Source organism: Aeromonas sp. R2-1 (assembly GCF_040908425.1).
Lineage (GTDB): Bacteria > Pseudomonadota > Gammaproteobacteria > Enterobacterales > Aeromonadaceae > Aeromonas > Aeromonas caviae.
Genome location: NZ_JBFODR010000018.1, coordinates 80,836 through 103,387 on the forward strand (window position 1 = coordinate 80,836; position 22,552 = coordinate 103,387).

General features: G+C 60.5%; 18 protein-coding genes. 7 read left to right on the forward strand and 11 right to left on the reverse strand.

Going from position 1 to position 22,552, the window contains the following annotated elements:
• Positions 1 to 19: 19 nt before the first annotated feature.
• A complete protein-coding gene (locus AB5Y80_RS04820; RefSeq protein ID WP_010672325.1) occupies positions 20 to 181 on the reverse strand; it encodes a hypothetical protein in 162 nt (53 codons plus the stop codon).
• Complete coding sequence (locus AB5Y80_RS04825; RefSeq protein WP_045522666.1) at positions 166 to 1,065, reverse strand: DMT family transporter; 900 nt, start codon at positions 1,063 to 1,065, stop codon at positions 166 to 168. Before AB5Y80_RS04825 ends, AB5Y80_RS04820 begins: the two co-directional genes overlap by 16 nt.
• A 91-nt stretch (positions 1,066 to 1,156) precedes the next feature.
• On the opposite strand from AB5Y80_RS04825, the gene AB5Y80_RS04830 reads away from it, so the two are divergent.
• Entirely contained in the window at positions 1,157 to 2,131 is a 975-nt protein-coding gene (locus AB5Y80_RS04830) for a LysR family transcriptional regulator (RefSeq protein ID WP_041212089.1), read from the forward strand.
• On the opposite strand, the gene trpS is transcribed toward AB5Y80_RS04830, so the two are convergent.
• Both trpS and AB5Y80_RS04840 read right to left on the reverse strand, forming a co-directional pair.
• Positions 2,110 to 3,123, reverse strand: a complete 1,014-nt coding sequence (gene trpS / locus AB5Y80_RS04835) for a tryptophan--tRNA ligase (RefSeq protein WP_039040673.1) — start codon at positions 3,121 to 3,123, stop codon at positions 2,110 to 2,112. The two genes, AB5Y80_RS04830 and trpS, sit on opposite strands and share 22 nt — an antisense overlap.
• A 191-nt stretch (positions 3,124 to 3,314) precedes the next feature.
• Entirely contained in the window at positions 3,315 to 3,749 is a 435-nt protein-coding gene (locus AB5Y80_RS04840) for a universal stress protein (protein WP_368172575.1), read from the reverse strand.
• Positions 3,750 to 4,201: 452 nt separating this feature from the next.
• Between AB5Y80_RS04840 and fabV the strand changes: the two genes are divergently transcribed.
• On the forward strand, positions 4,202 to 5,389 hold the full coding sequence (fabV, locus tag AB5Y80_RS04845; protein ID WP_368172576.1) for an enoyl-ACP reductase FabV: 1,188 nt from the start codon (positions 4,202 to 4,204) through the stop codon (positions 5,387 to 5,389).
• Positions 5,390 to 5,407: 18 nt separating this feature from the next.
• Here the strand turns inward: fabV and AB5Y80_RS04850 are convergent, their stop codons facing one another.
• Positions 5,408 to 7,192 carry a diguanylate cyclase gene (locus AB5Y80_RS04850; RefSeq protein WP_368172585.1) on the reverse strand — a complete coding sequence of 595 codons (1,785 nt, stop codon included), beginning with the start codon at positions 7,190 to 7,192 and terminating at the stop codon, positions 5,408 to 5,410.
• A gap of 209 nt (positions 7,193 to 7,401) precedes the next feature.
• Here AB5Y80_RS04850 and ftnA point away from each other — a divergent pair, with 209 nt between their 5' ends.
• Complete coding sequence (gene ftnA, locus AB5Y80_RS04855; protein ID WP_010672333.1) at positions 7,402 to 7,926, forward strand: non-heme ferritin; 525 nt, start codon at positions 7,402 to 7,404, stop codon at positions 7,924 to 7,926.
• Between the two features lie 162 nt (positions 7,927 to 8,088).
• Positions 8,089 to 9,273 carry an NAD(P)/FAD-dependent oxidoreductase gene (locus AB5Y80_RS04860; RefSeq protein ID WP_045522679.1) on the forward strand — a complete coding sequence of 395 codons (1,185 nt, stop codon included), beginning with the start codon at positions 8,089 to 8,091 and terminating at the stop codon, positions 9,271 to 9,273.
• A 213-nt stretch (positions 9,274 to 9,486) separates the two neighbouring features.
• Here the strand turns inward: AB5Y80_RS04860 and AB5Y80_RS04865 are convergent, their stop codons facing one another.
• A complete protein-coding gene (locus AB5Y80_RS04865) occupies positions 9,487 to 10,707 on the reverse strand; it encodes an MFS transporter (RefSeq protein WP_041214206.1) in 1,221 nt (406 codons plus the stop codon).
• A gap of 211 nt (positions 10,708 to 10,918) precedes the next feature.
• On the opposite strand from AB5Y80_RS04865, the gene leuE reads away from it, so the two are divergent.
• Positions 10,919 to 11,557, forward strand: coding sequence for a leucine efflux protein LeuE (leuE, locus tag AB5Y80_RS04870; RefSeq protein ID WP_368172577.1), 639 nt, complete (start codon positions 10,919 to 10,921; stop codon positions 11,555 to 11,557).
• Positions 11,558 to 11,591: 34 nt separating this feature from the next.
• On the opposite strand, the gene AB5Y80_RS04875 is transcribed toward leuE, so the two are convergent.
• From AB5Y80_RS04875 to AB5Y80_RS04895, 5 genes are all read right to left on the reverse strand, one after another.
• Positions 11,592 to 12,266 (reverse strand): fimbria/pilus periplasmic chaperone, encoded by a 675-nt coding sequence (locus AB5Y80_RS04875; protein WP_368172578.1) that lies wholly within the window; start codon positions 12,264 to 12,266, stop codon positions 11,592 to 11,594.
• 14 nt (positions 12,267 to 12,280) lie between these two features.
• Complete coding sequence (locus AB5Y80_RS04880; RefSeq protein WP_368172579.1) at positions 12,281 to 13,903, reverse strand: hypothetical protein; 1,623 nt, start codon at positions 13,901 to 13,903, stop codon at positions 12,281 to 12,283.
• 2 nt (positions 13,904 to 13,905) lie between these two features.
• Complete coding sequence (locus tag AB5Y80_RS04885) at positions 13,906 to 16,353, reverse strand: TcfC E-set like domain-containing protein (RefSeq protein ID WP_368172580.1); 2,448 nt, start codon at positions 16,351 to 16,353, stop codon at positions 13,906 to 13,908.
• 78 nt (positions 16,354 to 16,431) lie between these two features.
• On the reverse strand, positions 16,432 to 17,091 hold the full coding sequence (locus AB5Y80_RS04890; RefSeq protein WP_010672340.1) for a fimbria/pilus periplasmic chaperone: 660 nt from the start codon (positions 17,089 to 17,091) through the stop codon (positions 16,432 to 16,434).
• Positions 17,092 to 17,151: 60 nt separating this feature from the next.
• Positions 17,152 to 17,724, reverse strand: coding sequence for a common pilus major fimbrillin subunit EcpA (locus tag AB5Y80_RS04895; RefSeq protein WP_010672341.1), 573 nt, complete (start codon positions 17,722 to 17,724; stop codon positions 17,152 to 17,154).
• 586 nt (positions 17,725 to 18,310) lie between these two features.
• Between AB5Y80_RS04895 and AB5Y80_RS04900 the strand changes: the two genes are divergently transcribed.
• Positions 18,311 to 18,934: a response regulator transcription factor gene (locus tag AB5Y80_RS04900; protein ID WP_029313398.1), complete on the forward strand. Its 624-nt coding sequence runs from the start codon at positions 18,311 to 18,313 to the stop codon at positions 18,932 to 18,934.
• On the forward strand, positions 18,931 to 22,530 hold the full coding sequence (locus tag AB5Y80_RS04905) for a transporter substrate-binding domain-containing protein (RefSeq protein ID WP_368172581.1): 3,600 nt from the start codon (positions 18,931 to 18,933) through the stop codon (positions 22,528 to 22,530). The genes AB5Y80_RS04900 and AB5Y80_RS04905 overlap by 4 nt, the downstream gene beginning before the upstream one ends.
• The last annotated feature ends 22 nt before the right edge of the window (positions 22,531 to 22,552 follow it).

Genomic DNA, 22,552 nt, shown 5'->3' on the forward strand with positions numbered 1-22,552 from the left:
ACACACGCAGAGAGGGTCTTCAGGCATTCAGTGCATAGTTCAGCATGGCTTGCAGCTTGCTGTCGAAGAACCAGGGCAGCAGCACCATCAGCAGACCCAGCACCCCGGCCAACCGGTGGCGATACTGCCAGCCGGCTATCAGTACCAGACCGCCGCAGAGGGTGGTCAGGATGCCTGACATAGGGCAGCCTCCCGCTGTTGGCGGCGCTGCTGTGCCCACTGGTTGAGGGCGACCGAACCCAGGATCAGGGCCAGCGCCACGCCCGTGGTGGACTGGATCTGCTCGCCGAGGAACAGGGCTCCCAGCATGACGCCGAACAGCGGCACCAGGTAGTTGCTGAAGGAGGCGAAGGTCGGGCCCGCCTTCTGGATCAGCGCCATGTAGAGGAAGTAGACCAGGCCGGTACAGAAGATCCCCAGCATGGCGACGGCGCCCATGGCCTGCTGGCTCGGCAGGGTGAGGGTGCTCAGGTCGGCCACGAAGGGCGCGGCCAGCAGCAGCTGGATGGCCGAGGAGATCAGGATGTTGCGGGCCACGACCACAGGATGGTCCTTGGCGAAGCGCTTGATCATCAGCAGGCCGATGGCGAAGCAGCTGGCACCGAACAGGATGGCCATGGCACCGAGCAGGCCGGCATTCATGCCGCTGGTCAGCTTGGGCCAGAACAGTACCAGCACGCCGATGAAGCCGATGATCACGGAGACGAGGCCGCCCTTGGTGATTCTTTCACCAGAAATAAACAAGGGAGCCGCCAGAATGGTCACAAAGGGGATACAACCCATGACCACGGCCGCGATGGCGCTGTCCACATACTGTTGTCCCCAGGCCACCATGATGAAGGGGATGGTGGCGTCGAGCAGGGCGATCAGCATATAGGTTCGCCAGGGCGTGTGTTCACTCTTGAGGCGCATGAACAGGCAGAGCAGACCCAGGGTCAGGCTGCCGCACAGGGCGCGTCCGGCGGCCACCATGATGGGGGGCAGTTCAGCCACGGCCTGGTGCATGAAAATGAACTGGGAGCCCCACAACAGGCCGATCGCCAGCAACAACAGATAGCTACGCATTTGAATCTCCGATGTAATTCGCCTGCGCATTCTATGCAATCTGCTACTATGCCAAAAATGAATTGTCGTCATTCAACTATGGCCAATATCGATGGAACTGCCCCTCTCCCGCCTCGACCTCAACCTGCTCACCGTGTTCGACATGCTGATGCAGGAGCGCAACGTCACCCGTGCCGCCGAACGGCTGCACCTCTCCCAGTCCACCGTCAGCCATGCGCTGGGGCGCTTGCGCCAGGCGCTGGATGACCCGCTGTTCGTGATGAGTCGGCGCGAGATGATGCCGACCGAACGGGCCAAGGCGTTGGCGAGCCCGGTGCGCCAGGCGCTGGCCATGTTGGAGCAGGGGCTGCGTCAGGCCAAGGGATTCGACCCGGCAAGTGCCCGGCGGATCTTTCGCATCGCCACCCCGGGCTCGGTGGAGCACGGCCTGGTGCCGGTGCTGGTGGAGTGGATGGTGCAGCAGGCTCCCCACTGCCGACTGGAAGTGTGCGAGCTGGCGGACAGCGACTACGAGCGGGAGCTGGAGAAGGGGGAACTGGATCTGGTGATCGGGTTTGCCGGTGCCAACCACCTCTCGCCCCGGTTGTGGCGCGAGGAGTGGTTCAGCAATCCGCTGGTCTGTTTGTCGCCCCTCGGCAGCGCTCTGCCCGACATGCTGGGGCCGGGAGAACTGGTCAGCCGCCCCCATATCCACACCTCCAGCTGGGGCCACAGCCAGGCCATGGTGGATCTCTGGCTGGCCCGTTTCGGGGTGGAGCGGGAGCTGGGGGTCAGGCTGCCGAGCTTTATGGCGGTACCGCCGCTGATGGCGACCGGCCGCTACCTGGTGGTGGTGCCCGAGATGATCGGGCGCCACTTCTGTCGCCACTATCCGTTGCGCCTGCACCAGCTGGAACCCGCCATCCCCATCGTCTACCTGATGGCGGGCCACCCGCTCAGTGCCCATGACGAGGCGATCGGCTGGTTCAAGGGGTTGTTGCACCGGCTGGCGAGGGAGCGCTACGGCGCGGATGCGCTCGGCCATCCCGCGCCGCAGGGGGCAGATCACGCCAATCCGGAGAAGTAGTCCAGCCCCATCGCCCCCTTCACCTCGGCCAGCACCTCGTCGGTGAGGGCCCGGGCCTGCTCGGTACCCTGCTGCAACAGGCGCAGCAGCTGGCGCTTGTCGGCGATGGCTGCCTCGCGCCGCTCCCGCATCGGGGCAAGCAGGGTCTGCAGGCAGTCGTTCAGTACCTGCTTGCAGCGCATGTCCCCCAGTCCGCCGCGCTGGTAGTGGGCCTTCATCTCGGCCACCAGGGCCTTGTCGGGGTGGAAGGCATCCAGATAGGCGAACACCGTATTGCCCTCCACCTGACCCGGATCGCTCACCTTGAGGTGATTGGGGTCGGTATACATGGCGAACACCGCCTGCTTGATCTCGCCGCTCGACATGCCGAGTTCGATGGTGTTGCCAAGGGACTTTGACATCTTGGCCTTGCCGTCGATGCCGGGCAGGCGGCCGGTGTCGCTCAGGATGGGCTGGCACTCGGTCAGCACCTCTTTGCCCACCAGGGTGTTGAAGCGGCGCACTATCTCGTTGGTCTGCTCCAGCATGGGCAGCTGATCCTCGCCCACCGGCACGTGAGTGGCACGAAAGGCGGTGATGTCGGCGGCCTGGCTGACCGGATAGACGAGGAAGCCGGCGGGCAGGCTGCGCTCGAACCCTTTCTGCTGGATTTCGGCCTTGACGGTGGGGTTGCGCTCCAGCCGGGCGACGCTGACCAGGTTGAGGTAGTAGGTCGTGAGTTCGGCGAGGGCGGGCAGGGCGCTCTGGAGACAGAAGGTGGTCTTGGCCGGGTCGAGGCCGGCGGCCAGGTAGTCGGCCATCACCTCCAGCACGTGGTCGGTCACCTTGGCCGGGTTGTGGCCGTTGTCGGTCAGCGCCTGCAGATCGGCGATCATGACGAACTGGCGGTAATGGTGCTGGGCGGCCACGCGCTGGCGCAGGGAGCCGACGTAGTGGCCGATGTGCAGTTTGCCGGTAGGGCGGTCGCCGGTCAGGATCACGGGGTTGTGCATGTCACTCTCTCCAGTTGGGTGAGCCGGGAGGCGACAAAGGGATGAAAACAATGACCGCCTCTCGGCGGTCACGGTGTTTTCTTTGGGAAATTTTACATAGAAAAGCAGTGCCGCCTGTTTAGAAGCGGCACCACCAGTAGTTGTGATTGAATGAGGTCATATTCATGGCAAATCACACTACGCCTGTTCGATCACTTCTGCAAGGGCACGACCAGCATGTCGCAGGGCACGGTATTCATCAGCTGGCGTGCGCTCGAGGTGAGCAGGCTCCAGAAGCTCTGGCGATGGCCGCACACCAGCAGGTCGATCTGGTAGTCCTTGACCGCCTGGTTGACCCGCTCGCTCAGATCGCCGCAGATCACCAATTTCTTCTCGATGGGGTAGTCCACCAAGGCGAGGAAGGCTTCCAGCTTCTCCTTCGCTTCGGCGATCACCTGGTCCTGCACGTTGTCGATGTCGATGTCGATCATCTCGGTGTAGAGATCCTTGAGGTCCACATCCACATGGATCACCGACAGCTTGGCGCCGTTGGAGCGGGCCCGGTCGACCGCCTTCTCGATCACCTTGCGGTTGTCTTCCGACAGGTCGATCGCGGCCAGTACGTGTTTGTAATAGGTTCCATTCATGGGAGTTCTCCTCACTGATCCTGGGTCCACTATACCAATGTCTGCTGAAACTAAAACGGCATCGTCGCCACAGTTTCAGGATTTGCCTGACCTCGAACCGGAAGGCGTAGAGGTGCAGGTGGCCGGGGAGTGCATATTTTGAACAGGAGTTTGACGCCGGTCACAGGCGTGCTATTGCCCTCGGGAAGGTGGGGGAATAGGATATGCCCGTGCTTCGCAATGAACACAAAACAACAAAAAGCATCTGAATACCGCTTTGGGGAGCCTCGCGCTCCCTTTTGTTTTTCTGCCCTCTTCCAGTCCATATCCCGTCCGACATCAAGGTAATCCCGCCCCCCTTGGTTATGCTGTAGCCAGTTCCCTTGGCAAAACGGCCAGGGCTCCTCACCTGCAACCGGGTGACGCTGTCATGGCCGTTTCTCATGTCCCACCGATGCACCGGAGAGTCCTTCATGATCATTCATCCCCAGATCCAGGGTTGTGTTGCCCGCAATTGCCACCCCATGGGTTGTCGCGCCGCCGTGCTGCAACAGATCGAACAGGTGCGGGCGGCGGGGCCGTTCAACGGGCCGAAACGGGTGCTGGTGCTGGGGGCATCGTCCGGTTTCGGGCTGGCGTCCCGGATCGCGCTCACCTTCGGCGCCGGGGCCGATACCCTGGGCGTCTCGTTCGAGCGGGGTCCCTCCGACAAGGGGCTCGGCAGTGCTGGCTGGTACAACAACATCTGGTTTCGTCAGGCGGCGGAGCAAGCCGGTCGCATCGCCGTCAACCTGATCGGGGATGCCTTCTCCGACACCATGCGCCAGCAGGCCATCGACGTCATCCGCCAGCGACTCGGGCAGGTGGATCTGGTGGTCTATTCGCTGGCGAGCGGAGTCAGGGTGATGCCGGATGGCACACAGGTACGCTCGGTGCTCAAGACCACAGGCCAGCCGCTGCAAGGCTGGGGGCTGGATCTGGAGCACGATGCGCTGGTGCAGCAGTCGCTGGTGCCAGCCACCCCGGAGGAGATCCGCGACACCGTCACCGTGATGGGGGGCGAGGACTGGCAGCGCTGGATGCAGGCATTGCAGCAGGCGGATTGCCTGGCCCCCGGCGCCCGGACCGTTGCCTACTCCTATATCGGCCCCGAGTCCACCTACCCCCTCTATAGAGACGGCACCATCGGCTATGCCAAGGAGCACCTGCACGCCACCGCCGAGACCATCAACCTGCAACTTGCCGGGATTGGCGGTCATGCCTGGGTGTCGGTTTGCAAGGCGCTGGTGACCAAGGCGAGCGTGTTTATTCCGGTGCTGCCTGTCTATCTGGGCCTGTTGATGGGGGTGATGAAGGAGCGTGGTGTCCACGAGGGCAGCATCGAGCAGATGCAGCGGCTGTTTGCCGACAAGATGTACGGGCCCAGAGGGGTCGTCGCCGATGGCAACCGGCTGATCCGGATGGATGACCACGAGCTTGAGCCAGCGGTGCAGGCCGCCGTCTCGGCACTCTGGCCCAAGGTGACGCCGGAGAACTTCCGCACCCTGGGGGATTTTGCCGGGTTGCGCCAGGAGTTCATGCAGCTCAACGGCTTCGAGCTGCCGGGGGTGGATTACGGTGCGCCGGTGAACGTGGCGTCACTCACTGAGCTGACGCCCTGACACCCGCACGAGGGGGCATCAGGCGACGTTGCAGGCCAGTTCAGGGGAAAGGTGGGGAGACTGGGCCAGCACGGTCTGGTTGCGCCCCTGGCGCTTGGCCTGATACATGGCCATGTCGGCCCGATGGATGAGCTGGCTCAGGCTGTCATCCTGCGTCGAGCGTTCCGCCACCCCGATGCTGATGGTCATGTGGGGGGCGGCCAGGTAGGCGATCCGGCTTCTCAGCTGCTCCGCCAGCCGCCAGCAGGTGGCCCCGTCCTGGGTCATGGCCACCAGAAATTCTTCCCCGCCCCAGCGCCCGATCAACTGCTGGTCCGGCGCCCAGCTCTTGAGCTCCCTGGCCAACTGCCGGATAGCCTGATCCCCCGCCTGGTGACCATGCTTGTCGTTGATCTGCTTGAAGTGATCGATGTCGATGATGAGCAGGGTCAGGGGCGTTTCGTGCAGCCACTGTTGACCCAGTCTCTCCAGCAGGGCGCGACGGTTGGGCAGCCCGGTCAGCTGATCGAAGGTGGCGAGCTTGTAGAGGTGGCGAGAGCTGCGGTGGAGCCTGCGGGTGGTGAGCCCGAGCAGGATCAGAGCGACGGCCAGCAGCACCAGCAGCAGCAATTGGTAGTAGCGGGCATTCTGCTGGTAGAGCAGTTGCTGGCGCTTGCTCTCGTTTTCCTGCTGCAGCGCGCGATTGCTGGCCTCGCTGCGAGCCAGATCCATCTCGACCTGGAAGGCGGCCGCGTGCTGGCTCAGGGTCTGGTTGAAGTGCTGCTTGTAGTACTGCATGTAGCGGGTCATGGCCCCGTAGGCCTCGGGGTAGCGGCCCAGATCGGCCAGTAACCTGGCCTGCATCGCCCGACCATCCATGGAGAGAGGGGCGGTGTGCTCCATCAGCAGTTGCAGGGCCAGCTGCTTCTCGCCACGACCCAGCAGGGTTCTTGCCCTGATCTCGGTCAGACGGGAGGCCGCCTGCGGGCTATCCAGCCTGTCATAGATGGCTTGTGCCTCCTCCAGGCTGCGCCAGGCGGCGTGCCAGTCCGCCCGTGCGTTGAACACCATGGCCTGGTAGCCGAGGACGATGGCGCGATAGTGGGGTGACAGGCTCGGCGTGGCCAGCAGGGTATCGAGCAACTGGCTGGCTCTGGCAGGCTGGCCCATGTCGATGTAGAGCCTGGCCATGTTGGCCCGGATGATGGCCTGGCTGTTGGGTTCGTTGAGCTGCACCATCTGGCCGAGGGCATCCTGATAATAGGTCTCGGCCTCACGGTAGAGATTGAGGTCCGCATAGAGGTTGCCGAGGGTCATCAGCAGACGGCCGCACTGCAAGGTGGAGAGGATGGAACCCGGCTCTTTCTGCTTGAGGTGATAGGCGGTCTTGAGCTCGAGGATCGCCTCTTTCATCTGCTGGGTACGGTAGAGGGCGAGCCCGTTGAGGGCATGCCACTCCGAGACCTGCCTGGGGTGATGCCGGACCACTGGCCAGAGCTGGGTGAGCAGCTCGAGCGCCTGATCCGGCGTATCGGCATCCAGGGTCAGGGCAATCTGCTGCAACCGGAAGTCGAGCAGGCGCAGGGTCTCCTGCTGGGCATTGGCCAGACCCCGGGCGCGGGCATTGTCGCGCTGTGCCTGGGGATAGCGGCCTAGGGCTGCCTGGGCCAGGGACCTGGCGTAGAACAGTTCCATATCCTGCTGGGGACTGGCGTCGAGGCGCTGCAGATAGCCGACGGGATCGCGCGCCGCCTGCAATTCAGCCTCTTTCAGCAAGGAGGGAGCTGCCTGCAACTGGGTCATCCAGAGCAGCGCCAGTGCCATTATGAATCTCATTGAATCCTTTCCCCGACCAATGGCGCCATCATAATGGCTGATGTCACCTACACCATGTTTCTTTGCTTCTCTATAACCGTATGGGGGAGAGGATGAGGTGAAAAGTCGTCGCAACTGCGGGGTGCGTCGGTTGTCTCTGGTTGCGTCAGGATGCAACAGTGGCGACAATCGTGGGCAAATCACAGTGGAGAATCATCATGTTGGCCAAAGCCATGATCGAGAAGTTGAACGAGCAGATTAATCTTGAATTCTATTCCTCCAACCTCTACCTGCAGATGAGCGCCTGGTGCGAGGACAAGGGGTTCGAGGGGGCCGCCACCTTCCTGCGTCAGCATGCGGTCGAGGAGCGCCAGCACATGGAGCGCCTGTTCACCTACGTGAGCGAGACCGGCGCCATGCCGGTGCTGGGGGCCATCGAAGCGCCTCCCCACGAATTCAAGTCCCTGGGTGACATCTTCCGCACCACCCTGGAGCACGAGTATCACATCACCAAGTGCATCAACGGTCTGGCCCATGTCGCCTTCACCACCCAGGATTACTCCACCTTCAACTTCCTGCAGTGGTACGTGGCCGAGCAGCACGAAGAGGAGAAGCTGTTCAAGAGCATCGTCGACCGTCTGAGCCTGGTGGGCGAGGATGGCAAGGGCCTCTATTTCATCGACAAGGAGTTGGCCGAGCTGGCCAAGGGCGCCCCGGCCAGCATCATGGACGGCAACGCCTGATAGTCGTGGACACTTAGTGTTCAGTCAGTACAATGACGGCCCCTTGTAAAGGGGCCGTTTTCTATTTGCAGGTGTCCTTGTACCGCTGTGCTGGTGTCTGCCGGGTACAATGACGGTCCTTTAAGGTAAAGGGGCCGTTTTTCTTTTGATGGGTGAGTGACGATGAAACAGGTGGATGTGGTGGTGATCGGTGCCGGGGCGGCCGGATTGATGTGTGCGGCCCAGGCTGGCTACCGGGGTCGCTCCGTGCTGGTGCTCGACAACGCCAAGAAGCCGGGCCGCAAGATCCTCATCAGCGGCGGCGGTCGCTGCAACTTCACCAATCATCAGGCGGGTCCCCATGCCTTCCTTTCGGCCAACCCCCACTTCTGCAAATCGGCGCTGGCGCGCTATACCCAGCAGGATTTCATCGATCTGGTGGACAGGCATGGCCTGAACTACCACGAGAAGACCCTGGGCCAGCTCTTCTGCGACGACAGCGCCAAGGATATCGTCGACATCCTGCTGACCGAGTGCGACTGGGCTGGCGTGACCCTGCAGTTCCAGACCGAGATCCTCACCGTCAGCAAGACAGATGAAGGCTTCGTGCTCGACACCAGCAAGGGGGAGATCGCCTGCTCGTCGCTGGTGGTCGCCACCGGCGGCCTCTCCATGCCGAAACTCGGTGCTACCCCTTACGGCTTCAAGCTGGCGGAGCAGTTCGGCCTCACCGTGCTGCCGACTCGCGCCGGGCTGGTGCCCTTTACCCTGCATCAGGCCGACAAGGAGGCCTTCGCCGATCTGGCGGGGGTCAGCCTGCCGGTGGCGGTGACCGCCGAGGATGGCACCCGCTTCAAGGAGGCCATGCTGTTCACCCATCGCGGCCTCTCCGGCCCCGCCATCCTGCAGATCTCCTCTTTTTGGCTGGCGGGGGAGAAGATCCACATCAACCTGCTGCCGGATCTCGACATTCCAGAGACCCTCAAGACCTGGGCCCAGGCCCATCCTGCCCAGGAGCTGAAAACCGTGCTGGGGCGCGAGCTGCCCAAGCGCTTCGTCGACAAGCTGGTGGAGCTGGGATGGCTGGTGAGCAAGCCGATGCGCCAGTACAACGAACGGGAGCTGGAGGCGGTGGCTACCCTGCTGGGGGATTGGCAGATCCTGCCCAACGGCACCGAAGGGTATCGCACCGCTGAAGTGACCCTGGGGGGGGTGGATACCAACGCGCTCTCCTCCAAGACCATGGAGGCGCGCACCGTGCCCGGCCTCTACTTCATCGGCGAAGTGGTGGACGTGACCGGCTGGCTCGGTGGTTACAACTTCCAGTGGGCCTGGTCGTCGGGCTGGGTGGCAGGCCAGTACTGCTGAGGGATGCTGCATCCTTGCTGTGAATGGCCCCATCAGCGGCCTCTCGGGTGACAACTTCCAGTGGGCCCGGTCGTCGGGCTGGGGTGCTGACAAAGAGGCTCGGCGGATGAGTCCGAGCGGATCGGGCCGTGTCAGGCGGCCCGAGTGATGGAACCAGACGCGGCCTGCTCAGGCCGCGTTTTTTATGGTCGGTCGCTGGCTGCCGGTTGGCCTCTAGCCTCTCCTGATATTGGGCAGGAAGGCGGTCAGCAGGCCAATAAGGGGCAGATAGGCGCAGACCTGATAGACGGTTTCGATGCTGGTGGCATCGGCCAATCTGCCCAGCAGGGCGGCCCCTATCCCTCCCATGCCGAAGGCGAAGCCGAAGAAGAGGCCGGAAATGGTGCCGACCTTGCCGGGTACCAGATCCTGGGCGTAGACCAGGATGGCGGAGAAGGCCGACGCCAGGATGAGGCCGATGACGATCGACAGCACCGAGGTCCAGAACAGGTCGACGTGGGGCAGCAGCAGGGTGAAGGGAGCGACGCCGAGGATGGAGATCCAGATCACCCGCTTGCGACCGATGCGATCGCCGAGTGGCCCGCCGAGCACGGTCCCCGCCGCGACGGCAAACAGGAAGGCGAACAGATAGAGCTGGGCGCTCTCCAGCGACAGGTGGAACTTGTCCATCAGGTAGAAGGTGTAATAGCTGCTCAGGCTGGCCATGTAGAAGAACTTGGAGAACATCAGCAGACCGAGGATGGCCAGTGACCAGCCAATCTGGCGGCGGCTCAGGCCGGTGCCAGCATGGGCCCTCATCCGCCGATGGAAGCTGGCGGCATGGTGGCTGGACCAGCGGCCGACGAAGCTGAGCACGATGACCCCGATGAGTGCGAACAACGAGAACCAGGCGGCACTGCCCTGTCCCTTCGGCACTATGATGAGCGCCGCGAGCAGGGGGCCGATGGCCGATCCCAGATTGCCGCCGATCTGGAACAGAGACTGGGCCAGACCGGGCTGGTTGCCGGCCGCCATGCGGGCGACCCGGGAGGATTCCGGGTGGAAGACGGAGGAGCCCATGCCGATCAGCATGGCCGACAACAGCACGGCGCCAAAGCTGCCTGCCTGCGACAGGTAGAGCAGCCCCACCAGCGTGAAGCCCATGCCCAGAGGCAGGGAGTAGGGCATGGGTCTGCGGTCGGTATAGAGGCCGATCAGGGGTTGCAGCAGCGAGGCCGTGAACTGGTAGGTGAGGGTGATGAGACCTATCTGGGTGAACGACAGATCGAGCCCCAGCTTCAGGAGGGGATAGATGGCCAGCAGTACCGACTGCATCATGTCGTTCAACAGGTGCGAGAAGCTGATGGCGGCGATCACCGGATAAGCGGTGGTAGTCGGGTTGTCCACCGCGGGCGGGGCGGTGATCGGGGTGTCGGTACTCAAGGTCTTGTCCATGGCTGGGGTATCACTCCCTCTACCATGCCCTATCCCGGCGCATCTGGACATAACCAAAGTGGGCGAACGCCCGGATTGCGTTCGCGTGGCGCGCAGGCCGTTCATGCTGACGGCGTGTGGATGGCAGGTCAGATCTTGTGCTTGGCGCGGGGCGGATTAGTATAGAAGGCCTGCCGCCGTTATCCGGCCCATCACCCGCCATGGAGGGAACATGTTCGAAAGCCTGGGTGTCATCAACGTCTGGACCTATCTGGTCGGTCTCTTCTTCATCATCATTGCCCCGGGCCCGAACTCCCTCTACGTGCTGCGAACCGGTGCCGTGCGCGGCATAGGCCCGGGTTATCGCGCCGCCCTCGGCGTCTTCGTCGGCGATGCCATCCTCATTTTCTGCGCCTATCTGGGGATCGCGTCCCTCATTCGCACTACCCCCTTGCTGTTTACTCTGGTGCGCTATCTGGGCGCCATCTACCTGCTTTATCTGGGGGTGAAGATCCTGCACGCGAACTTCATCGCCAAAAAGGCGGGACCGGCGTCCGAGACGGATCCCGGTGAGCGCTATTTTACCAAGGCCCTCACCCTGAGCCTCACCAATCCCAAGGCGATCCTGTTCTACGTCTCTTTCTTCGTGCAGTTCATCGACTTCAGCTATGCCCACACCTGGATCTCCTACCTGGTGCTGGCTGGCATGCTGGAAGCGATGAGCTTCGTCTACCTGACCCTGCTGATCTTCGGCGGTACCCTGATGGCCCGCTTTTTCCGTCAGCGCCAGACGGCGGCCCGTCTCGGCAACGGCCTTATCGGCCTCTTTTTCATGGGGTTTGCGGCCAGGCTGGCGACGCTCTCCTCCTGACCCTGGGGATTGCTGACCGTCCGGTGTCGGGCACCTAGTCTGGCCAGCAACCCTTGCCCACCGGGATGAAGCGGGACTGGTAGACGATGAGCTTCTGGTTGCCCGGCTGATTGATTCCGGGATTGTGGTAGGTCTCCCCGGGCAGCAGGTACTTGCTGTCCGCCTCGCTGTCCGCCTGCTGGCAGCCCCGTTTCACCATGAACTCGAAATAGGTGTTGCCGGTATTGGTGATGGCGCTCTGTACCGGGTCCAGCTGGTATGCAAAACGTGACTGACGCGGGCGCACCACCAGGATGGACTGCAGGGCCAGCTTCACCTCGACGGTTCCCCGGTGCTGCGTCTGGCTGCCTTCATCCACCTGGGCTGCTGGTGACTCGGTGAAGGTGATGCGGTAGTAACGCTCATGGTCATCGGCGGGCCCCTTGTAGTAGAACTTGACGTTCTGGGCATGTCTGGCGTGCAGGGTGAAGCGCCTGGGGGCAAACAGCAGCTCACCGGGGACGGTGGGCAGTGTCCTGCCTCTGGCCGTGGGGTCGCTGATTTTTTCCATTTGTATGTCGTACAGCTTGGGTGAAGCACTGTTGTTGGTCAGGGTTCTGGTAATGAACTCCTGCTCTGGCGCCATGGCAAGAGTCATGGCGCCGATGTCGAGGGCGGCGGCCTGTGAGGCCAGCAAGCCGCCCAGCAAGGGCCAAAGTAGACGATGCATGTTGTACTCCATGGTCAGCGCCAGGTCCCCTTGATGGTGATGGTGCCGCTTTGTTCCACCTCGCCTTCCCACATCTCGTCGCCCATGGTGCGCTGCACCATGGGATCGGTCAGGTCGAATTCCAGCGCCAGTTTGTAAAACCGGGTGATGCCCTGGCCGTTGACGGGATCATTCCACTCCTGCGGTGGTTGATTGTCCTGTATTCCGAGGGTGCGAATATCCACCGGTGTGCGATCGCAGCGAATGGCGTGCCGTGAACCCGCGCCATGAGCCACCGAATCGAATACCAGCCTGGTAGGGATGGGGACGGCCTGTTCAGGAGCTGAGGAGCCTGCCGGATAGAAAGTGCAATATCCCTGATAAGGCGACCCCCTGTCCTGTGAAATAGAAATTTCCAGCATATCGGCACTGATGGGGCCGCTATCAGAGATATTGTATGAGAAGCTCAGAATATCTTTCCCGACCTGCCCCTCCCTGTAAGGATTGCTGACGCCCTCCGAAGACAAGATGGATACGCTGAAGTCCCGTGGTTTTATATGAATTTCGGTTGTGCCGCTGAATTCATAGTATCCACTCTCGGGAGCATATCCATTCTTCATATTGAAGTTGATCAGACTGCGAGTCAGTTGATCTTGCAGTCCCAGCCTTACAACTTGTTTGAAGAAATTGCTGGACAAGAAAAGATAAACAGATGGCTGTCCTCTTAAATAGCTGATGTTGTAGCGAGAGCCTTTGCTTGCCCAATTTTTCAAATCTGCGCTCATTTGCAGATCCGCAGAACCAATGGCGCTATTCAGCGAGCTGTTTTTGACATTGGTATACATGTAGGGCTCGGTGTAGTTCTGACTGCCATCTTCATTGAAGTTGTAATCAAGAAAACGACACAAAATCCCATCTCGGGTGCCCAGCCTGTAATTCTCACAACCTTGTGAACCGGGCAAGACATAAGGAACACCATTGCTGTCCACAATGACTTCACTTATTGCATTGGTTTGTACGAAGCGAAGATGGCCGGCCTTCTTGTGCTGCATGTTTCTGACATACCAGTTTCCGCTGTTCTGATTGATGCAGCGTTCACCGGCTGCCGCGTCATATTTGAGCGTGGTCCTGCACAGGTTCATCTCCCTGTTCAAAACAGCTCCGACAGGCATGGTTCGAAGATAATCAAAGAAACTTGCACTCAATTTGCCATGACCCCACCCGGCAGATGCCCCGATGAGACCGAAAAAGCCCAAGTCATCAACGACGGCCGGCTTGTTGACCGCCTCAGCGGTGTCGGGGTCACAACGGGTATAAGACATGATGCAGCGTTGGTTGACATAAGGACGGCGGATGGGGCCGTTTTCCCACATATCGACGTTCCAGTTGTTGATATCGGTGTTGTATCCATTATCAACGTACGCCAGGCTCACCTGACCATTTCCTTTGAGCGAGGTCCAGGCATTTGCGCCGGTCAGACGCGGATCCAGACCATCTGTTGGTGCGACAAACAGGTTGTTGTCTTCCTGATTTTCAATAAACAGGAAATGGCGCAGCGCGGCATTCGGCCAGACGGTTTTGGATACGGCCGCACTGCCTTGCTGTGCCCAGCCGGCGCCAAGTGCAATGACCAGCAGCAATCTGTGTGTGATGTTCATGTTCAATACTCTCTCACCATGGCGTAGGTGGGCAGTCCCTGGCAGGTCACGATGCCGACCCAGGCCGCGCCCGTGTGTTGTGCAAGATCCAGGTCGGCTTCACAGAAGTCGCTTCCCCGGCGGAAAGTCAGCATGGGGTTGGCCTTGTCCACGTCCAGGGTGAACTCGCCGACCTCGTTGGTCACCGTGGTGCCGATGTGGTTGTCAATGCGGGCGTTAGCAAGCAGCGAGCCATCTTCTGCCCTGAGTACGCCAAACACGGTGACCATCTCCTTGATGCTGCTGCCGGCATCCAGAGTGGCGACGTTGCCGGGGAACAGGGTGTAGCGCTGCTTGCCGGTGTTGATGTCATAGCTGTCCTTGCCTGTCTTGCTGTTGAGCAGTTCCACCTCGTATTCCTGATAAGGCGGGAGCGCCAGGAAGGTCTGTTCCCCTTGCAGGGGGTAGTCCTGTCCATTCACCTTGGCGAGCATCTGTCCTTCCCGGTGGATGCCGGTATTGATGATGAGGCCTGAACCAGAGGTGCTCCGGCTGGATGCGATCACGTCGTTTTCCGTGGTGATCAGGGCACCCCGTGCAATCAGGTTGCCATTCACGTCGCCGCCATGACCACGACCCAGCGTCATGGTGCCGCCGATGACCCTGTTCTCGAATCCCAGGGTGCCGGAAAGCGCCATATTGTGTGTGTCGCTGCCGTGCATCATGCGGGAGGCATTCAGCGCGGCCAGATTGATGGCTCCCTCCATGCGCTTCTGATAGTTGAGGTTGGCCGTGGTCTGGCCCTGCTCGTTGCTGCTCATGCCGAAGCTGAACAGATTGTCGAACGGGATGGAGTAGTCCAGGGTGATGCTCTTGTTGCTGAATCCATTGAGTGTGCCACTGTCGCTCTGCAGGCTGGCGCGCATGGAGAGGTTGCCGTATCGGCCCGCATAGAGGTGCTGGTAGTAATCCGCATAACTGCGATCGCTGTTCATCTGACGGTCGTGCGTGGTGTTGAAGGTCAGCTGGCCCATGCCGCTGACCCAGCCACCCAGATTGATCGTGATGCCGGCAGAGTAGAGCTCGGTTGCACTCACTCCCAGGGCATCGCCTGCATACAGTTTTTCCTGGCTGACCCACAGGGAGGCATTGTCATGGGCTTGCCAGGAAAGACTGGACGCCAGCCGCCAGGAGTGATCGGTGGACAGCATGCTTTGCAACTGGGTGCCGAGGCGATCCGTGACCTGCCAGCTTGCGCGTGCCTCGCCGACGGCCGCATCCCTGAACGCATAGGTGGTCGTCGCCAGATCAAGGGCATCCAGCGAGCGTGCCAGCGACAGACCGAGCAGGGGGGAATCGCCGCTGTGCTGGCTGTTCTCCATCATGCCTCCCCACCATTGCCATCCCCACTCCCGGGTAAAGCTCTGATTGCCGCCCAGCTTGGTGACTCGCTGGGTGGTCGTGCTGGTCAGGCGGCCGTCGACATAGACTTCGACCGTGACGTTGTAGACCCCGTTGGGGAACGCGGAGGTGTCGATGTGCTGGTTGCCGATCGCCAGGTTTTGCAGGCCTATCAGGCGCTCATCCCGATAGACCCTGACCTCGCCGTTGGCGGGCATGAAGACTTGCACCGGAGTGGTCGATTCGTTGGTGGTCTGTTTTCGAGATTGCGCCTGGTTGCCATAGGATGCGCCGTAGAGGCGACCCGTGGTCAGGCCCGTCACCACCCCCAGGGTCTGCAGGTCCCATGTCGAGACCATGCCTGCTGCGATGCGGCGATCATCGAGATCCCGTTCGTACATGGCGCGGTAGATATCGCCGCTCTGCTCCGGCTCACCCAGGTTGTAAAGGGAGGCATCCACGGCGACATGGTGCGCGCCCAGCCCGACGGTACTCTCCAGCTGCAGGAAATTGGAGTCCTGGTGCCCGCTCTGGGGGGTATTGATGAAGGAGTAACCCAGGTTGTAGCGCTGTACGCCCGTCAGGGTGTCCACCGTCGGGGTCAGTGCGACACGGTTGTCAGATTGCCTCGCCTGGCCAAAGGCATCCCGTGACACCCGGATGGTGAGCAGCATGGCGACGAGGTCCAGCTGCATGCTGGCATCGGCATCGATCTGCAAGTCGCCATCGGCAGAAAAAGTGCGTCTTTGCTTGCTGGAGAGCAGAGTGGTAAGGGCATCGTTCAGTACGCCTTGCTGCTGGCCGGCACTGAAATCAAGGTGCAACAAGTGCAGCTTGCCGTCTTGCAGCAGCAGGGTGGCATTGCCGATGGTGTCGTCGGTCAGGGTGTCGATCCTGTTGTCCTCATCCGTGTATCGCAGGCGTACCGGTACCGCCAGCCCCTCTTCCAGCGCCTTGGCAAAACTGGCAGGAATGATGACGTTGGCAATTTTGAGAGGGGCAGCAGTGCTGGCCGAGGCTGACATCGCAATCAGCCAGGAGAGCGGCAACAGCCAGGCTTTTTTCAACATATCGAGCACCATGGTTCCGGGTGTGGAGAACGAGAGCCGTCACCCTGCAAGAGGGTGGGGCGGTACCGTGATTGGGGATTACTTGATGACGACGAATTCCTGACCCAGCCAGAGTCCCAGGTGGCTCTTTGGATCACGCATATTGACCTGCTTGAACCGGCGTTGCTTGCCCGGCAGGTCGTAGTAGGTTTCCTTGCACAGCTCCTCGCCTTTCAGGCAGGGGCCATACGCTACCGTGCGATAGGAGGCATTGCCCTGGTTGGTGAGTGTGTCGTCCTTCAGGTCATAGGCGAACCGGTGCTGGCGTGGTGTTACCACCAGAATGGTGCCTATCTGTGCTGACGTGGTGGCAACAGCCTGACGGCGTTCGTTGCGCTGATCGTCGACGGAGAGCGCCGTGTCCAGCCAGCGGATGCGGTAGTAACGCTCCTTGTCATCCTGCGGGCCCTTGTAAAAGAACCTGACGTTGTTTCTGGCATTGGCGGGCAGCATCAGCCGACTGGGTGACAACATCAGCTCGCCGCTGACTTCCATGGGGATCTCCTGCCCTCCCTCTTCCGGTGAGGTGATGCGTGTCACGCTGATCGTGACCAATCTGGCCTGGTCGCTGCCATTTTCAATCTGTTTGGCGACCTCCTGGCTGCCTGCATCGATGAAGGTGGTGACGGCGCCGACATTGATCGCCTGGCTGATACCGGGAATGAGCAGCAGCCAGATCGCTGCAATTTTCAGGTTCATGATGTGCCCCTAAGAGAACAAAGGGCCCCGCAGGGCCCTCAATGGTATGCGGTGGATGAGTTAGCTCCAGTTCGCTACGAACTCGACGTTGACTTCACCGCTCCACAGGCCGTCCGGCAGGGCGTCAAAGGTGGTGGGGGTGCCGCTGGCAGTGGCACTTTCAATGTTGAAAGTGAAGGAACCCTGCGCCGTGACGCGTTCGGCATCGTTCTTGAAGCCGTTGGCAAGAGGAGACAGATTCCCCCCCGTGATGCCGGCAGCGGTGTCGATCAGGGTGGTGTAGGCGGTTGTGCTGACCGGTGCGCCGCCCCACAGCACGCCCACATCGACGGTGGAGTCGCCACCCAGGTGATTCAGGGTGCCGTTCAGCTTCTTCGCCTTCAGGGTGAAGTCGGTCGCGCTGGCATCACCCTTGATGGCGACATCGAACAGGCCGTTGACGGTGTTGAACCCCTTGATCCCTTCGGCATATTGGAAGGAGAGGCTGGAGAGCGGGGTGACCACCAGCTCGGAAGTGGTGTCTTTCTTGGCAGTGGCCTGCCAGGTCGCGACGGCAGACGCTTCTACGGCGGCTTGAGCGGTGGCGGCAAAGCCCAGGGTAGCCACGGACAGAGCAATCAGAGTCTTCTTCATTACGATATTTCCTACATATCTTCTGGATGGTTGTGACCACCCGGTTGGTTCATTGCCCGTCAGGGGCATGCCTTGCCACGTTGGCGACGATTCGACCAGTCGTGGCAGCCGGACCTGGAATAGGTTTCTCCTCGGACCAGCTTGTTTTTTCGTCGACCAAGATAGCGATCGGATCTGCTTTGATCGACCGAATGGTGTGTAGGAAAAATCCCAAAGGGGAATGGGGGAAACCCCTTGTAAAATAAATTTTTTTCTTTTTCTTTCAGTGGCTTGTAGCTTCCCATGTATTTGATTTATATGTTTTTTCGGTCTTTTTCTCGTGGGTGGATGCCGGCTGGAAAAGCCGGGAAGGAGGGGAATTCAACGAGGGAGGGGACCCGGCAATCAGCAAGCTCCATACGAATCAAATAAAATGCAATATATTGATAAATATATAAAAAATAAATGAAGCTATAATGATGATTAACTTGAAAATGCCATTTTTATATTTATTTAACATCTTGAAAACAAGGTCAGGCTGTATGGTGTCGTTGCTTGATTTGTAGTTAATATGCTCGTCGGACAGGGCTGAATAACGGATCTATATATGGCGAAGGTATTGATAGTAGATGATCATCCAGCAATAAGAATGGCCGTGAACATGTTGTTGAAGCAGGATGAACATCATGTTTTAGGCGAAGTGGATAATGGTGTCGATGCTATCGCCATGGCCAGGAACACTCATCCAGATATTGTTATCCTTGATATTGGAATACCTCAGCTTGATGGCATCGAAGTGATAAAAAGAATCAAGATGCTGGATATTGGCGCCAAGATTCTGGTGCTGTCTGCACAGTCCACCCACCATATTATGGTGCGGTGCCTGCAAGCCGGTGCCGAGGGGTTCTTGTCCAAGCTGGATGATTTGTATTTGCTGAAGGATGCGATCGCAAAAATAGAGAAGCGGCAACTCTATTACCCCCGTGACGTCATCGCCGGCGCCAGGCATGCCCATACGGTCGATCGGGAAGATCTGCTGTCGACCCTCTCTTCCCGCGAGATGAGCGTGCTGCTGCAGATTTGTCAGGGCCATGCCAACAAGCAGATTGCCCAAAGCATGCTGCTGAGCGAGAAAACCGTCAGTACCTACAAGACCCGGTTGATGAAGAAACTCAACATCACCAACATCGTTGATCTGATCAGTCTGGCCAGACGGCAGAAACTGCTGTGAACAGGGCGAAATTGCTGTTGCTTCTGCTGGCGCTGGTCTGGGTGTGGCCGCTGGCGGCCCGGGAACCGGAAGAGCCCCTGCTGCAAGTCTATTCGCGGGATGGCGGGGAATACCTCGATGCCAGCCCCTTGCCGCTGCATGGGGAGGAGTGGCGCTGGTTGCAGGAGCGCGAGCGGCTGATCCTGGGGGTGCCCAGACCCGACAACCCCCCCATGGACATCACCCTGAGGGCGAATGCTTATGAAGGGGTGACGGCCGACATCGTCGGCATGTTGACCCATCTGCTGCACATCGAGATCCTGGTGAAGGGATATCCCTCCAGGGCGGCTGCCATTGAAGCGCTCCAGCGGGGGGAGATCGATCTGCTGAGTACCTCCAACTCCTATGAGCGGGAACAGCATCTTCTGCTGACTGACAAATATATTGCTGACGACCCAGCCATCTATAAAAACATTCAGGTCAAAGAGCGGGAAATAAGAACAATAGCCGTGCCGGAGTATTATTTGCCGTTCATGGACATCATGCGCTACCTGTCGGACTACAAAATTAAAATATACCCGTCCCGCTATAGTGCATTGTCCGCGGTGGCATATGGTCAGGTTGATGCCGTCATGGTGGACATGATCTCCGGCAATTTCATCGTCAACAAGTTCTATCAGAACAGCATTCAATTATTGAAGCCGCTCTATATCGATACCGCCGGTTTTGCCTTTGCCCTCAACCCCAAGGAGCGGCGACTCAAGAGGATCATGGATATCGCGCTGGGGGAGATCCTTGATGGCAAGCGAGCGGAAGTGGCCAAACGCTGGAATGGGGGCGGTCTCTCCATCGGTGCCAGCAGGATCGACCTGAGCCGCGAGCAATGGAAATGGCTGGGCAAGCGGGAGAAAATCCGGATTGCGGTGAACAGCGGCATCCCGCCCCTCAGTTTCTATGACGTCACCGGTACCATGCACGGCGTGGTCGCCGATCTGCTGCAGGTCATGCGGGCCAAGCTGGGAGTGGAGCTCGAGGTGGTGCCTGCCAAGACACCGGAGCAGATGACTCAGTTGCTGGATAGCGGCCAGGTGGATGCGGGAGTGTTGAGCCCCTCTGCCGAGCGCAGGAACCGCTATCTGTTCAGCCGGGCCTTTGTCCTCGATCCCCTCTCCTATGTGGTGGGGCTGCGCCACAGGGAGGTCCCCCCTGCATCGCTGCTCAAGACCGGCACCGTGGCCATGGTCAGGGGCTTTATCTCGACCCAGGCCATCGAGGCGGAATACGGCAAGCTGACGTCGCGGCAGTTCGATACGATTGAAGACGCCATGCGTTGTGTGGCGATGGAAGTGTGCGATGTGACCATACTGCCGCTGCGGGTGGCCAAGTACTACGTCAACAGCAAATTCCCCGACAGCCTGCTCATCACGGGAGAGCTGTTCGATTCCATCCCCATCGGTGCCGCGTTTGCGGTCACCCCCGCGCATCCCGTACTACGGGACATTCTGGACAAGGTGATTGCCATCATTCCGCCGGATGAGCTGGAAGGACTCTCCAACCGCTGGCGGGTCAATGTCAAACAGGAGAGTGTCTCCTGGCAGGAGTTGATTCAGGAGTTCGGGGTCTTTATCGCGTTGATCCTGCTGTTGACCCTCTGGGTTGGCCTGTGGGGGCTGTCCCTGCGCAAGCAGATCCGCGAGCGGCGGCTGGTGGAGGGGGCGCTGAGCACCCAGCTCAAGTTCATCGCCGATCTGGTGGACGGGACACCCCACCCCATCTATGCGCGGGATCTGAACGGGATCCTGGTGCTGTGCAACAGCAGCTATGCCAGCTTCCTTGGCGAACCCAAGGTCGGTCTGCTCGGCACGGGCCTGGACGATGCGCGCACGCGCTGGCCTTTTCTCGCTCCCCTGCACGGGGATCTGGTGCTTTCCTGTGACAGCCGCCGCGCCCAGGAGGGGGATCACCGTCTGGGCCTGCCGACGGGCGGGGTCGACGTCTATCACTGGGTTCAGCCTTACTACGATCTGGACGGCAATGTGCAGGGTGGCGTGGGAGGCTGGATCGACGTCAGCGAACGGGTACGCCTGCTCGATGAGCTGGCGGTGGCCAGCCAGGAGGCCCAGGAGGCTAACCGTGCCAAGAGCACCTTCCTCGCGACCATGAGCCACGAGATCCGCACCCCCATGAATGCCATCATCGGCTTGCTGGAACTGGCGCTCAAGCGGGGTCGGCTGCACGAGGAGGATCAGGCCTCCCTCGCCATTGCCCATGGCTCGGCCAGCGATCTGCTGAGCCTCATCGGCGACATCCTGGATATTTCCAAGATCGAGTCTGGCCGGTTCGAACTGGCCCCCGAACCCCATGACATCGTGACCCTGACAGCGTCGGTCGTCACCGTATTCACTGCGCTGGCGAGGCAGAAAAACCTGCGGCTGGAGCTCGTCACGGGCGATCCGTCCTGGGTGCAGATCGATGGCCTCTGTTACAAGCAGGTCGTCTCCAACCTGATCAGCAACGCCATCAAGTACACCGATCGCGGGTCGGTCACGGTGACGCTGGCCTCCCGGGTCAGCGATGGCTGGTGTACCGTGCAGCTAACCATCCTGGATACCGGCATCGGCATCGATCAGGCCGAGCAGGCCAGGCTGTTCGAGCCCTTCAGCCAGGCCAGCCAACCCGAGAAAATCCAGCAGTCGGGTACAGGCCTGGGTCTGATGATCTCCCGCTCCCTGTGCGAGACGATGGGCGGCTCCTTGAAACTGGAGAGTACGCCCGGGCAGGGGACCCGGGTCAGTGTCGAGATGAAGCTGCCGGTGGCCGATGCCGTGGCGATGCCCGCTGCGCTTGAACAGGATCCGGTGGTGGAGCCGGGGCGGCGACTGAAGATCATGGTCGTGGACGATCATCCAGCCAACCGGTTGCTGGTCAGCCAGCAGCTGGCCTATCTGGGTCATGACGCCACGGCCGTCGAGTCGGGAGAAGAGGCGCTGCGGCGGCTGGTCGAAGCCAGGGTGGATGTCGTCATGACCGACTTCAACATGCCCGGCATGAACGGATTCGAGCTGGCTCGTCAGTGCCGTGAGCTGGAGCGGCTGCACGGCTGGCGACGCACCGTGATCCTCGGGCTGACGGCCGATGCGCGGCAGGAGCAGATCAATGAAGGGCAGGCGGCAGGGATGGATGACTGTCTCTTCAAGCCCGTCGGACTGGAGGCGCTCGATCATTGTCTGCGTCGGCACATGCAGCGAGAAGAGCAGAGTGACATGGCCGCCTGCATGGAGGAGATCCGGCGGTATCTGGGGCCGCTGACTGCACACCAGTCGACCCTGATGGTGCCTCTGCTGGCCGAGTTCGTGCGGGCCAGTGACGACGATATCGCGGGATTGCAACGGGCTGCGGAGGAGGGGCATGTTGGCCAGTTCATCGACCGCATACATCGCCTGAAAGGGGGCGCCAGAATAATGGGCACTCTGAAACTGGTGGCGACCTGCAGCGAAATAGAATCCTGGGAACTCGATCAGGCCAGGCTGCCCGAGGCGCTGGCCCGTTTGCAGCAAGAGTACGAGGTTGTTCGGCTGGCGGCGACCCAACTTCAGGTGATGGAAGGGGAGGAATGAAGGCATGGGGACATGCCTTCGG

What these genes read in the sequence shown, in the direction of transcription:
- AB5Y80_RS04895 (WP_010672341.1), bottom strand. Translation starts at nt 17,724, where the DNA reads ATGAAGAAGACTCTGATTGCTCTGTCCGTGGCTACCCTGGGCTTTGCC.
- ftnA (WP_010672333.1), top strand. Translation starts at nt 7,402, where the DNA reads ATGTTGGCCAAAGCCATGATCGAGAAGTTGAACGAGCAGATTAATCTT.
- AB5Y80_RS04885 (WP_368172580.1), bottom strand. Translation starts at nt 16,353, where the DNA reads ATGTTGAAAAAAGCCTGGCTGTTGCCGCTCTCCTGGCTGATTGCGATG.
- AB5Y80_RS04890 (WP_010672340.1), bottom strand. Translation starts at nt 17,091, where the DNA reads ATGAACCTGAAAATTGCAGCGATCTGGCTGCTGCTCATTCCCGGTATC.
- AB5Y80_RS04865 (WP_041214206.1), bottom strand. Translation starts at nt 10,707, where the DNA reads ATGGACAAGACCTTGAGTACCGACACCCCGATCACCGCCCCGCCCGCG.
- fabV (WP_368172576.1), top strand. Translation starts at nt 4,202, where the DNA reads ATGATCATTCATCCCCAGATCCAGGGTTGTGTTGCCCGCAATTGCCAC.
- leuE (WP_368172577.1), top strand. Translation starts at nt 10,919, where the DNA reads ATGTTCGAAAGCCTGGGTGTCATCAACGTCTGGACCTATCTGGTCGGT.
- AB5Y80_RS04840 (WP_368172575.1), bottom strand. Translation starts at nt 3,749, where the DNA reads ATGAATGGAACCTATTACAAACACGTACTGGCCGCGATCGACCTGTCG.
- AB5Y80_RS04880 (WP_368172579.1), bottom strand. Translation starts at nt 13,903, where the DNA reads ATGAACATCACACACAGATTGCTGCTGGTCATTGCACTTGGCGCCGGC.
- trpS (WP_039040673.1), bottom strand. Translation starts at nt 3,123, where the DNA reads ATGCACAACCCCGTGATCCTGACCGGCGACCGCCCTACCGGCAAACTG.
- AB5Y80_RS04820 (WP_010672325.1), bottom strand. Translation starts at nt 181, where the DNA reads ATGTCAGGCATCCTGACCACCCTCTGCGGCGGTCTGGTACTGATAGCC.
- AB5Y80_RS04850 (WP_368172585.1), bottom strand. Translation starts at nt 7,192, where the DNA reads ATGGCACTGGCGCTGCTCTGGATGACCCAGTTGCAGGCAGCTCCCTCC.
- AB5Y80_RS04860 (WP_045522679.1), top strand. Translation starts at nt 8,089, where the DNA reads ATGAAACAGGTGGATGTGGTGGTGATCGGTGCCGGGGCGGCCGGATTG.
- AB5Y80_RS04900 (WP_029313398.1), top strand. Translation starts at nt 18,311, where the DNA reads ATGGCGAAGGTATTGATAGTAGATGATCATCCAGCAATAAGAATGGCC.
- AB5Y80_RS04875 (WP_368172578.1), bottom strand. Translation starts at nt 12,266, where the DNA reads ATGCATCGTCTACTTTGGCCCTTGCTGGGCGGCTTGCTGGCCTCACAG.
- AB5Y80_RS04825 (WP_045522666.1), bottom strand. Translation starts at nt 1,065, where the DNA reads ATGCGTAGCTATCTGTTGTTGCTGGCGATCGGCCTGTTGTGGGGCTCC.
- AB5Y80_RS04830 (WP_041212089.1), top strand. Translation starts at nt 1,157, where the DNA reads ATGGAACTGCCCCTCTCCCGCCTCGACCTCAACCTGCTCACCGTGTTC.